Source organism: Fibrobacter sp. UWR3, from assembly GCF_900143055.1.
Lineage (GTDB): Bacteria > Fibrobacterota > Fibrobacteria > Fibrobacterales > Fibrobacteraceae > Fibrobacter.
This window is the reverse complement of record NZ_FRCW01000006.1, coordinates 59,158-71,020: the sequence shown is the minus strand read 5'-3', so window position 1 is coordinate 71,020 and position 11,863 is coordinate 59,158. Positions and strand designations below refer to the sequence as shown.

Sequence of the window (11,863 nt, the reverse complement as noted above, 5' to 3'; positions counted from 1 at the left end):
ATGGTCATTAGTCAATAGTTATTGGCAATATCTTTCGTCTATCGTCTATCGTCTTTCGTCTAAATTAAAGTTCCTCTACCGCTTCGGTGCGCAGGTTTTCGACGATGTAGTCCTGGCGGGCCTGGGTGTTCTTGCCCATGTAGTATTCCAGCAGCTTGCCGAGCGATGCGTCGCTTGGCATGGTGACGGTCTCCAGGTGCATGTTTTCGCCGATAAGCAGCTTGAAGTCCTCGGAGTCCATTTCACCGAGACCTTTGAAGCGCGTGATTTCCAAATCCTTCTTGTTGATTTCCTTCGCGGCCTTGTCGCGTTCCTCTTCGTCGTAGCAGTAGAAGGTCTTCTTCTTGTCCTTGCGGTTGCGCACGCGGAAAAGCGGTGCCTGCAATATATAGAGGTGCTTCTCCTGCACGAGTTCCGGGAAGTACTGCAAGAAGAACGTCATCACCAGAAGGCGGATGTGCATGCCGTCCACGTCAGCATCGGTCGCGATAATCACCTTGTCGTAGCGCAGGTCCTCGAGCCCGTTTTCGATGTTGAGGGCGGCCTGGAGCAGGTTCCATTCCTCGTTCTCGTACACGATCTTCTTGGAAAGGCCGTAGCTGTTCTTCGGCTTGCCGCGCAGGCTGAACACCGCCTGGGTCTTGGGGTTGCGGGCCGTGGTGATGGTACCGGAGGCGGAATTACCCTCGGTAATGAATATCATGGTCTCGCTCTTGAGCGGGTTCTTGGCGTCGGTGAGGTGCACGCTGCAGTCACGGAGCTTCTTGTTGTTGAGGTTCGCCTTCTTGGCGCGCTCGTTGGCAAGTTTCTTGACGCCGGCCAGTTCCTTGCGGAGCTTTTCGTTCTGGTTGATGCGCTCCAGGAGCTTCTTGGCCGTGTCCTCGTTCTTGTGGAGGTAATTGTCCAGCTCGCGGGCCACAAAATCCACAATCCAGGTACGGAGCGCGGGGCCGTTCGGGGCCGTGGTGGTGGAACCCAGCTTGGTCTTGGTCTGGGATTCGAAAACCGGTTCCTGGATGCGCACGGAAACGGCACCCACGATGCAGTTGCGCACGTCGGATGCGTCGTATTCCTTCTTGAAGTGGTCGCGCACGCCCTTCACCAAGCCCTCGCGGAATGCCGCCTGGTGGGTACCGCCCTGGGTGGTGTGCTGGCCGTTCACGAAGCTGAAGTAGTGTTCGCCTTCCTGGTTCGAGTGCGTGATGGCGAACTCGATGTCCTTGCCCTTGCAGTGGATGACCGGGTAGCGGATGGTGTCGTCGGTGCGGCTGTGGAGCAGGTCCAGGAGGCCGTTCGGGCTGTTGTAATCCTTGCCGTTCATCACGAGCGTGAGCCCGTTGTTCAGATAGGCATAGTTCCAGATTTTCTCTTCCATGTAGGCGGGGAGGAACCGGAAGTTCTTGAACAGGTCGTTATCGGGCTCGAAGTAGATTTCGGTGCCGTTTTTCTCGGTGGTGGAGGTAATCTTGAAGTCCTTCACCAGAATGCCCTTGCTGAACTCGGCACGCTTTACCTTGCCGTCGCGGAAACTTTGTACGATAAACTTTGTAGAGAGCGCGTTCACCGCCTTGGTACCCACGCCGTTCATGCCCACAGACTTCTGGAAGGCTTCGGAATCGTACTTGCCGCCCGTATTCATTTTCGACACGCAGTCGATGACCTTCTCGAGCGGGATGCCGCGGCCGTAGTCGCGCACGCGGCAGCTGTGGTCTTCCATGTCGATTTCAATCTTCTTGCCCGCGCCCATGGCGAACTCGTCGATGGAGTTGTCGATAACTTCCTTCGCGAGCACGTAGATGCCGTCGTCGGGGCTCTGTCCGTCGCCCAGTTTGCCGATGTACATACCGGGGCGGAGCCTAATGTGTTCGTACCAATCTAGAGTCTTGATGCTGTCCTTGTCGTACTTTACAGCCATTATCTACCTGTCTGCTTACCTTTGCAAAACTAAAAAAGTGCCTTTTTTCGCCAATTTTAAGAATTTTTGCGAGAATTCTGGCGGTATTTGCCCGGACTCGCGGCTCCGGTCCGCCCTTTGCCCCCAATATAGCAAAAATTTTTGTCAAAGAGTGACAATTTGTGCAGTAATATGGGAGGCTCTGCTGGGCCAATCTGTACGCCCGACCTCGGCTAGCAAAAAATCCTCATTCCGTAAGCCCTTCCAAAACTGTTTTTCGGCTGCATGACCGATGTTTTTACGCTGAAATGGTCATTCGGCGGTCCGCAGCATGTTCGCAGCTATACGGCCTGGCCTAACAGAGCCAAAGGGCCATTTTCGCAGCTTTTTCGCAGTTTCGACCCAAAAGTACGGCCTGGCCCGCCATAGCGTCCGTTTTTTAGGGAGGGGCTTGCAACGGCAAAATAAAAGTCTAGACCGTACAAATTCTAGGGCCTAGACGTTTTCGACGATTTACCCGGACACTAATAATAAAAAAAGAAAATTTCTATCTTTTCATTCATGATTCATCCTATCCGCCATTTCATTACCATTACCAAGCATAGAAACGAAGTCATTCGATTCTGCTTCAAGGCGGGAATCGGATTTCAGGGACTCTTCCTCGATCTATCCAAGTATACACCTACCGAGTTCATACCCGGCTGCATCTATTACACGGGCAAGGAATCTCAAGAGCACCGCCCGCGAAAAAATGGAAGAATCCACTTACAAGAAGTTGCTTTACCTTTTAACCATGCTTGCTGGAAAAGGTGAAAAGAAAACTCTAGCCTTTATGCGCCGCACTAAAAAGCTTTCCACAGAATAAGAGGATACAATGAAAGAAAAAATTGCAAAGATTGCCTTCGTAGTTTTAATTCTCGCCGCCTGTTGTCCCAGTGTTGCCTCCTGGATGGCACTAATGGCAGGTATTGTATACGCCTTCATCTTTGGCGGTCCAGCGTTTCCCAAGTTCGCCAAGAAAACCCAGAAGTATTTGCTGCAGGGCTGCGTCGTGGGGCTCGGTTTCGGTATGAACCTGCAGGCAGCCCTCGCCTCCGGAAAAGACGGCATGATGTTTACCATCATCTCTGTGGCAGCCGTCATGATTCTCGGTTTCATCGTAGGAAAGATTCTGAAAGTGGACACCAAGACTTCCTATCTGGTCAGTAGCGGTACGGCAATTTGCGGTGGTTCCGCCATCGCAGCAGTTGCTCCCGTTGTGGACGCAGACGACAAGCAGATGAGCGTTTCCCTAGGAACCATCTTCGTTCTGAACGCCCTGGCGCTCCTCATCTTCCCGCCCCTGGGCCACTATCTTGGACTCTCCAACCAGCAGTTTGGCGAATGGGCAGCAATTGCCATTCACGACACCAGTTCCGTGGTAGGTGCTGCAGCAGCCTACAGCGATGAATCCCTCCAGGTGGCCGCCATGGTGAAGTGTACCCGAGCCCTCTGGATTTTGCCTCTGGCTCTCGTTACCATGCTGTTCTTCCGCAAGAATAGCGGTAAGGGCAAGCTGGATGTAATCCCCTGGTTCATCTTCCTGTTTGCAATTGCCATGGTCATCAACACCTACCTGTTCCCGGCAATTGGCGTTCCCTCTGCAGTAGGAACAACCATCGTAACTATTGCCAAGCGCGGTTTCGCCATTACCTTGTTCCTCATCGGTACGGGACTTTCCAAGGCAGCCCTTCAGAAGTGCGGTGCCAAGCCCTTTATTCAGGGCGTTATCCTGTGGGCAGCCATCGGCGTCGGTAGCCTTCTTGCGATTAAGGGTTTCTAATCCAGACAGCCTTTATATTACATGACATTTAAATAGAGCCCGGTTCTAGACCGGGCCCTATTCTATATGCAAGTATTTATAATTTTTTTCTAAAACCGCTCTTTTATCGTATTTTCACCCATCATTTCAAGTCCAAGACTAGGCTGAGGGCAGCGCCCCAGTAGTACACGGCCCGCATAAAGCTACCCAGGCGCTTCGGAACGCTCGCGTTTATGGGGAAATATTCCTTCTCGTTCAGGGCTTCTACGCTGTAGTATTTACCCCTGTCGTAGCAGAGCACTTCGTTGCAAAGGTTTTCTGCAATCGAAGGTATGCATTCCTCCGACGACATCTGGATTTTTACGGCGTGCATGCGCTCCGCGACCGTTTGCATGTTGTGCTCGAAGGTCGCCGATTCATGCGTATTGAATACAACATAACGGCAGTCCCCTGCAATCTTCTTTACGGCGTACCCCAGATGGTTCATGCAGAGTTCAAAACGGGTAAGGTTAAACATGGGGGTAAGCTTCTTTTCCGATTCCGGCAACTCCACCAACGCGAACTGCTGTAACCTGAGCCACTCAAGAGCTGCCTCGTAAGTTTCGTCTTTTCCGAGGCCCCTGTGCATACAGTACGCCCGCTTCCGGAATTTCTGGAATTCATCCACGTTCTCTTCAGAAAGCATCTTCCGCGTTTTTTCGTCCAGCCCATCCACAAGGGCATCGATCTGTGCGATGGCATCGAATACCGCCGACGGTTCCTGAAGCGGAAGGCTCGAATTTACCTGGACCAGATAGTAATAGCCGGTGTCATCCGTCGTCTTGGAATACTGCGAGAATTCGGGCGCACGGGCGGCCGCGCGCTCCATGAAGATGTAACCGTCCACTTCCAATTTCGCAGCCAACGCCTTGGCAATTTCTGCCAACGCGACAACACAAACAAGACAATCGCTGTGCTCACCCTCGACAAGCCTACACGGGAAGAAATTCTCCTGCATTTCAATCTCTTGCGGGAACTTTCCCTTCTTGACGGTAAACACCGCCATGTTCATCCCGTTGCCCGAAACGGGCGCTTCGCCCGCCTGCCCATAGTCAGGCAAGGTCATCTTGCGCGATTCGCAAAGCAGGCGCGTCATGACATCCAGCTCACGGTGCATTTCCCTCCGGTCCCTGCGTTTCCCGGCACCCTGCAACTGGTCGATTGCGAAGTGCAGCTTGCGGATATTCCACGGCTTGATTTTGCATTGTTCCATTTTATCCTCCTTATATTTCATCATCGTGAAGCAAGCTGGAATTCCTTCATCTTCAGTTCATTGATCATGGTTTCGAGGTTGCAAAACTCGCCATCACCATTCAAATAAGAACCCATTTTTCTCCATTTCGCATCTTTCCCTTCGGCAACCTCCTTGTTGTAATTAGCTTCGGCAAGGGTCCACTTGGCGGCAATGTTCCTTGCAACCATTTCGATATCCCTGTCGAACTTTATGCGTAGCAGGCCATAGTAACCGCCAAAACTGCGGTTCTTGACGTGGATTTCCTTTTTGCACTTGGGGCAAACCGCCGTTGCTTGCGAACCGCCCGAAAGAGGTGAACCCGTAAACGAGCGGATGACTGCCGTGCCGCCGCACTTGCATTCCACCTTGAACTGTTCGTTGTCCCAAACTTCGAGGAGCGTAGAAAGTTTGAGGTTGATGCTGACGAGGGTGCCTGCGAAGTTAAAATGCCTTACAGTGGATAAGGGCCCCACGTAAAGCCCGCCACCCTTGATTGCGTATTGTACATCGATATTCGCGTATCGCGGGGTCGCGATAATTTCGTCCCTGTGGCGCAGAATAAGGTCCAAATTATTGTAAAGCAACGCACGCTTGCGTTCAGAACTTTTTTTCTGCAGGGCATTCAGTTCCTCCTGCTCCCTGTTTTCCTGATCCATCTCGTCGCTTTCGAGCTTGAGCCCGGCTGCCTGCCGCTTGCAGAGAGCTGCAAAAGATTCGCGCCTGTTGTTTGATTCCGCCGGGATGCACGGGAACGGCTTTGAGTCGTCGATATGTATTGTCGCCATAAGTGACCTCCTGTCGATGGCTTTGTTCTTGTGCGGTGCTGCCGCCTGATTGCTATACTATGACTCTTTTATTCCGCCCAGATGACGCGGCCTTCCTTGCGGGGGTGCGCCACGGGCTGCTCGCAATCGGCGTAACCCAAAGCGCAGTGGCCGATGCCGACCCATTCGTCAGCGTTGAGACCGAGTGACTTGAGAATTTCCTTGCCCTCGTCGCTTTCGACTTCTTCCTTGGCGCGGTGAATCCAGATGCTGCCGAGCCCGAGGCTGTAAGCGGCGTTCATGAGGTTCCCCATGGCGAGCGAACCGTCGTATAGGTAGGTCGGGATTTCCTTTTTCGCGAGGACGAGTAAAATCACGGGCGCACCGTAGAACGGGTCGAAACCCTCGTCCCAACCGCCAATCTTGCGGTTCATTTCGGAGATGCGGTCGCGCAGTCCTTTGTTCGTGATGGCGACCACGGTGGCGGACTGCTTGCCCATGCCGCTTGCGGCGTAGATGCCCGCTTCGGCGACTTGTGCGATGAGTTCCTTGCTCACGGCGTCAGATTTGAATTTGCGGATGCTCCTGCGGTTGAGCAAAGTCTTGATAGTTTCGTTCATAAAGTCTCTGGGAAATGGGGTGATAAATTTAAATCTATAAAAAATGTAGGGAAAGGTGCGGGAATTTTCATATATTTAGTTCGGTAAAAAAGTGACTTTTGCAATGCCGGAACAATTCCTGTTCCTATAATAGTGTATATTCATCTTTGTACCGCACAAAGTAGCGTTTTTTTTTATGGAACAGTGTTTTTTTAATAATATGTCTGAGAAGGTCGTGGATGACCTTCGTAAAACGGTCGTTCCTGGTTCCCGCTTGTCTATTGCTGCAGCAAGCTTTTCCCTATACGCTTTTGAGACATTGAAGGATGAACTCTGGAAGATTGATTCTTTGCGGTTCATTTTTACTTCAAGGACATTTGTCAAGAAACGGGTTTCAAAAGAAAGTCGCGAATTTGACATTTCTAAAAGTGCCCGCGAACGTACCCTCAACGAGGAACAGTCTGCCCGCGAGCGTTCGCTGTTCGGTAGCGAATTTGAATTGAAGTTGCGCAACCAGCTGAACCAGAAAGCGATTGCGGTGGAATGTGCTGAATGGATTCGTCAGAAGGTGAAATTTCGGACGAACATTACCGATTTGAACTATCAGACGTTCATGCATGTAAAGCAGCCCGATGATGACGCGCTTTATACGCCGTTCAACGAGTTTTCGGCGGTGGGCCTTGGTGTAGAAAAAGGCAACAACATTTCCAATTTTAGCATGAGGGTTTCGGCCCCGCTTTCTAACGATTACATCAACAAGTTCAACGAATGTTGGTTTGACGAATCGCAATTTGAAGAAGTGACCCAGGCGGTCATGGACAGCATTGCTACGGTCTATAAAGAAAATTCTCCCGACTTCATTTATTTCGTGACGCTCTACAATATTTTCCATGAATTCTTGAATGACATCAGCGAAGATGTTTTGCCGAATTCGGCGACGGGTTTCAAGGAAAGTGCTATTTGGCAAAAGCTTTACAACTTCCAGAAAGATGCGGCCCTTGCTATCATCAACAAATTGGAAAAATACAACGGTTGCATTCTCGCCGATAGCGTGGGTCTTGGCAAGACTTTCACGGCGCTTGCGGTGGTCAAGTATTACGAGAACCGCAACAAGAACGTGTTGGTGCTTTGTCCCAAGAAGTTGAACAACAACTGGATGACCTTCAAGAATAACCAGACGAACAATCCGCTTGTTACGGACCGTTTTCGTTATGACGTGCTGTACCATTCGGACTTGTCGCGTGATTCGGGGAGCACAAACGGCCTTGACTTAAGCCGCATTATTTGGAGCAACTACGACCTTGTGGTGATTGATGAATCCCATAATTTCCGCAATGGTGGTACGGCCACGGGCGATGATTTTTCTGCCGATGAATTTGACGATGATATCGACCGCAAGGAAAACCGTTACCAGCGCTTATTGAATCAGGTCATTCGCAAGGGCGTGAAGACGAAGGTGCTGATGCTTTCGGCAACGCCGGTGAACAATCGCTTCAACGATTTGAAGAACCAGTTGCGCTTGGCCTACGAGGATGATTCAGAAAAGATGGATTCTCTGCTGAACTTGAACAACGGCATTGATTCCATTTTCAAGCAGGCGCAGAGTGCCTACAATGCGTGGGTAAAACTCCCGGCCTCTCAGCGAACTACGCAGGCGTTGCTTGAAACGTTGGATTTTGACTTTTTTGAATTGCTTGATTCGGTAACGATTGCGCGTTCCCGCAAGCATATCGAAAAATTTTACGACATCAATGAGGTGGGCAAGTTCCCGGAACGGTTGCCGCCCATTTCGGAATCTTCCGACTTGACCGACGTGGCGGGAATTTCGTTCGATAGCATTTATCTGCTGTTGAGTCAGTTGCAAATGAGTGTCTATAGTCCGGCGCGATTTGTGCACCCGAGCCGTATCGAGGGCTATATCGACAGTTCCGAAGAAAAGGATTTGTTGCTTGGCCGCGAAATGGGCATTCGGAAACTCATGAGCATCAACATGCTCAAGCGCCTGGAAAGTTCTGTCTATTCGTTCAAGCTGACATTGGACCGTTATCACGAACTGGTTCAAAAAACAGTTGACAAGATTGAGAAGTACAAGAAAAGTATTGATGCTGGCAACGCGACTGCGGATGCAGATATTATTTATGATATCGATAGCGCGACTCTAGAAGATGACGAATTTACCGGCTCTGTCGGGCTAGGCTCTGTCGGGCTAAACTGTACACTTGTGCCCGGCTAGCAAAAAATCCTCAATCCGTAAGCCCTTCCAAAACTGTTTTTCGGCTGCATGACCGATGTTTTTACGCTGAAATGACCGTTCGGCGGTCCGCAGCATGTTCGCAGCTATACGGCCTGGCCTAACAGAGCCAAAGGGCCATTTTCGCAGCTTTTTCGCAGTTTCGACCCCAAAGTACGGCCTGGCCCGACAGAGCCATAAGGGGAGGCTCTGCTGGGCCAATCTGTACGCCCGACCTCGGCTAGCAAAAAATCCTCATTCCGTAAGCCCTTCCAAAACTGTTTTTCGGCTGCATGACCGATGTTTTTACGCTGAAATGGTCATTCGGCGGTCCGCAGCATGTTCGCAGCTATACGGCCTGGCCTAACAGAGCCAGAGGGTCATTTTCGCAGCGTTTTCGCAGTTTCGACCCAAAAGTACGGTCTGGCCCGACAGAGCCCCGTTATTACGTGTACAGTTGTTCGCCTCCGTACTTGAATGCCTTTGAGCGATACTTTTTGGATTACCGCATGCAAAAGGGCTTTGATGCCGGACTTCCGATGCACGGGATGCTCGTTTGGCACATTACTTACGACAAGACGGCGTGGAGCAAGAACGAGTTGAACGTGTTGGACCTCCAGCGTGTGGACTTGATCGAGGCCGATGGCAAGGGAAACCAGCCATCGCGCTGGGGCTATAAGCAAGGAACGTACGAGGGGGATCCGTTCTCCGGTAACGAAAGAAAGACTTCTATCAATAACTTTGCCTTGTGGAGCGGAGAGAGCCTTGGCGTGAGTTTGTCTGAAATCACCGAGACCGACTCGTCGGTAAAGTTCAAGATCGCCTACAGCAGTGGCAGTCTTGTGTTCCTGAGTTCCTCGAGCGAAGCCATGAGCTCGTCCAGCGAAGTGCTTTACAGCTCCAATTCGGTCGTGGAGAGTTCCAGCTCGGTTGGACTCGAGTCCAGTTCCAGTGCCGAGGAACCTTCGACTTCTAGTAGCGAATCGTTTGATCTTGTACGCAAGAACATTTACGGGGAGCCGGAACTCAACGTGCTTTCGCGCGAGCGCTTCTACGACTTGAAGGGCCGCCGTGTTTCTGCGCCCAAGAATCACTAGGGTATGTAAATTGCGTGTAAAAAACACGTTTTTTACACGTTAATTCGTTGGGGGCTGCTCTCAATAAAGTGCGTTGATATATTTTCATCTTGAGGTAATGGAAATGAATCGACACATTATAGTTGGTTTTATTTGTTTGGTTTTTTGTGCGGGGGCGTTTGCCCGCCCCGCAAATCCCTTCTTGATTCTAAAACAGCAGCCGGATGGCAGCGTAGTCTCGGTCTTTGAACACGGGGACGAAAACTACCATTATGAGACGACTTCCGATGGTTACCTGGTTTTGAAGGACGAGGACGGTTTTAGGAAGTTTGCCGACGAGAATGCGGAACCTTCGGAATTTAAGGCGGAGAATGTGGATGCCCGTTCCGTAAAGGCGACGGCGTTCTTGAAATCCAAGAATCTTTACAAGATGCTCGCTAGGCATCGCGAAAAGCATCCAGATGCTTACCCCGACCAGCAAAAGCGCCTTATGGAAGGGTTCAGGTTGAACCACAAGGTGCCTGCGCAGGAGTCTTCGGTGCCCGTGATGTACCGCCCCGAACCGCTCACCTTTACCAAGGGGGAAGTCCGATTCCCCGTTTTTTTGGTGTCCTCGAACGACGGAACCGATGAGCGCACCTTCTCGGATGCCGAGGTCGCTGCTTACAACGACCAGTGCAACAAGGAAGGCTATTCCGAGGACTCCCATTACGGCAGCATTCGTGACTACTTCAAGGTATCGTCGAATAATATTTTTAGGCCGACGTTCGACATGGTCCCCGTGAAGGTTAATGTCAATATGGCATCGGCGGGCTCCGATGAGGGTTCTTTTGTGAAGGCGGTTGTCAAGGCGGGCGCTGCCGCCATAGGCGACGCCAATCTCAACAAATACGACGCTGATGGCGACAAGGTGATAGACGGTTTTGGCATTGTGATGGCCGGGCCCGAAAAAAATACGGGTATGTGGGGGCACATGTACTGGTACTCGGTCTATGACCGCTATACCAAGTACAACGGCTACAAGTTCGAACGGTATTTTTTGATTGCGCAGCTGGCGGACGACGGCGCGAACAATGGCATTGGCGTCATGACCCATGAATTTAGCCACGTGCTTGGGCTGCCCGATTTTTATTCGAACTACGAGGATGAATGGGTCCCTGGGCCATCGCCGTACGATGTAATGACCCAGGGTATGTACAACGGTTATAGTTACAATACGGGGGGACTGGGGCGTCAGCCTCCCAAGTACAGTGCCTTTGAGAGGGAATCCATGGGTTGGATGAAAATCGAGGAGCTTAAGGAATCGGACGACGTTTATGTTTTGCCGAACATCGATGCGAACAAGGCGTACTCCATTACCAACCCCTCGAATCAGGATGAATTCTATGTGATCGAGTATCGCCCCGGCATTGGCTGGGACTCCAAAATCTCGGGCACCGACTTTGACAACAAAAGCGCCGAGACCGGCGTGTACATTTGGTATGTCAATTACACCAGTGATGCCTGGGACTACTTCCCCAACAAGGGCGATGCTCGGCGTTACACGCTTGCGGCGACGCTCGTTGGCAGCGGAAGCAATTCGGGTACAAAGCAGTTCAGCGCCTCGAATCCGCCGCGCAGGACCATGGCCACCTTCTCGAGCCGCTACAACGTGTACAACATGCTAAAGTCCGGCAAAGACCGGGTTTGCTTCTCCACAAAGCAGTCGGTGGGCGTGAACAGCTGCCCGGAACTGGCGAGCAGCAGTAGCGTTGCCCCAGTGAGCAGTAGTAGTGCAAGTGTCGTGAGCTCCAGCAGCTGGGCGGTGGCAAGTTCCAGCAGTACTAGTGTGTGGAGAAGTTCCAGTAGTGTGCAGCCGGTGAGCAGCGTGGCCGAACTTTCGAGCAGTTCCAGCATGGTCTGGTGGCCGATTTCCTCCAGCAGTTCCTCGATGGAGGGGGACTCCTCGACGACCGCGATTTTGGAAGTCTCGCTGAATGCGGCGTGTTCGCTGGACCTCGATGGGCGTGTGCTCAATGTGCGAGCCCCGAGCGCTGGGGCAAAGACGCTTCGCGTGTTCGACTTGCAAGGCAACGAATTGACCCGCTACGGCTTTGACGGGGCGGAAGGACGGTTCGACCTTTCGGGCCTGGGCAGTGGCGCCCGCGTGGTGCGCGTGACCGTCGGCAGGGTGCTACTTAAAGTCCAGCGCATTGTTCTGAAGTAGTTTTTTTAGAAGTGCTAAAA

Annotated in this window: 9 protein-coding genes; 5 read left to right on the top strand and 4 right to left on the bottom strand. The window is 51.7% G+C overall.

The features are described 5' to 3' along the window. Window positions 1–64: 64 nt before the first annotated feature. Complete coding sequence (locus tag BUA44_RS09325) at window positions 65–1,915, bottom strand: DNA topoisomerase IV subunit B (protein WP_072811200.1); 1,851 nt, start codon at window positions 1,913–1,915, stop codon at window positions 65–67. 540 nt (window positions 1,916–2,455) lie between these two features. Here BUA44_RS09325 and BUA44_RS15965 point away from each other — a divergent pair. Together BUA44_RS15965 and BUA44_RS09315 are read left to right on the top strand one after the other, a co-directional pair. Further along, window positions 2,456–2,707, top strand: coding sequence for a DUF5662 family protein (locus BUA44_RS15965; protein ID WP_255370512.1), 252 nt, complete (start codon window positions 2,456–2,458; stop codon window positions 2,705–2,707). A gap of 61 nt (window positions 2,708–2,768) precedes the next feature. Further along, on the top strand, window positions 2,769–3,716 hold the full coding sequence (locus BUA44_RS09315) for a YeiH family protein (RefSeq protein ID WP_072811196.1): 948 nt from the start codon (window positions 2,769–2,771) through the stop codon (window positions 3,714–3,716). A 121-nt stretch (window positions 3,717–3,837) separates the two neighbouring features. Here the strand turns inward: BUA44_RS09315 and BUA44_RS09310 are convergent, their stop codons facing one another. The 3 genes from BUA44_RS09310 to BUA44_RS09300 form a co-directional block, all read right to left on the bottom strand. Continuing rightward, entirely contained in the window at window positions 3,838–4,947 is a 1,110-nt protein-coding gene (locus BUA44_RS09310) for a hypothetical protein (protein WP_143151935.1), read from the bottom strand. A 20-nt stretch (window positions 4,948–4,967) separates the two neighbouring features. Continuing rightward, window positions 4,968–5,753: a hypothetical protein gene (locus tag BUA44_RS09305; protein ID WP_072811192.1), complete on the bottom strand. Its 786-nt coding sequence runs from the start codon at window positions 5,751–5,753 to the stop codon at window positions 4,968–4,970. A gap of 68 nt (window positions 5,754–5,821) precedes the next feature. Next, window positions 5,822–6,352 (bottom strand): nitroreductase, encoded by a 531-nt coding sequence (locus tag BUA44_RS09300; RefSeq protein ID WP_072811189.1) that lies wholly within the window; start codon window positions 6,350–6,352, stop codon window positions 5,822–5,824. Window positions 6,353–6,551: 199 nt separating this feature from the next. Here BUA44_RS09300 and BUA44_RS09295 point away from each other — a divergent pair, with 199 nt between their 5' ends. The 3 genes from BUA44_RS09295 (at window position 6,552) to BUA44_RS09285 (ending at window position 11,843) form a co-directional block, all read left to right on the top strand. After that, complete coding sequence (locus BUA44_RS09295; protein WP_255370511.1) at window positions 6,552–8,564, top strand: SNF2-related protein; 2,013 nt, start codon at window positions 6,552–6,554, stop codon at window positions 8,562–8,564. Window positions 8,565–9,070: 506 nt separating this feature from the next. Further along, entirely contained in the window at window positions 9,071–9,658 is a 588-nt protein-coding gene (locus BUA44_RS09290) for a hypothetical protein (protein WP_143151934.1), read from the top strand. A gap of 136 nt (window positions 9,659–9,794) precedes the next feature. After that, window positions 9,795–11,843 (top strand): M6 family metalloprotease domain-containing protein, encoded by a 2,049-nt coding sequence (locus tag BUA44_RS09285; protein ID WP_178348778.1) that lies wholly within the window; start codon window positions 9,795–9,797, stop codon window positions 11,841–11,843. Window positions 11,844–11,863 lie beyond the last annotated feature (20 nt).

Bases quoted from the DNA above. Each gene is read 5' to 3' on its own strand.
- BUA44_RS15965 (WP_255370512.1), top strand. From the start codon at position 2,456: ATGATTCATCCTATCCGCCATTTCATTACCATTACCAAGCATAGAAAC.
- BUA44_RS09315 (WP_072811196.1), top strand. From the start codon at position 2,769: ATGAAAGAAAAAATTGCAAAGATTGCCTTCGTAGTTTTAATTCTCGCC.
- BUA44_RS09310 (WP_143151935.1), bottom strand. From the start codon at position 4,947: ATGGAACAATGCAAAATCAAGCCGTGGAATATCCGCAAGCTGCACTTC.
- BUA44_RS09325 (WP_072811200.1), bottom strand. From the start codon at position 1,915: ATGGCTGTAAAGTACGACAAGGACAGCATCAAGACTCTAGATTGGTAC.
- BUA44_RS09305 (WP_072811192.1), bottom strand. From the start codon at position 5,753: ATGGCGACAATACATATCGACGACTCAAAGCCGTTCCCGTGCATCCCG.
- BUA44_RS09290 (WP_143151934.1), top strand. From the start codon at position 9,071: ATGCAAAAGGGCTTTGATGCCGGACTTCCGATGCACGGGATGCTCGTT.
- BUA44_RS09300 (WP_072811189.1), bottom strand. From the start codon at position 6,352: ATGAACGAAACTATCAAGACTTTGCTCAACCGCAGGAGCATCCGCAAA.
- BUA44_RS09295 (WP_255370511.1), top strand. From the start codon at position 6,552: ATGTCTGAGAAGGTCGTGGATGACCTTCGTAAAACGGTCGTTCCTGGT.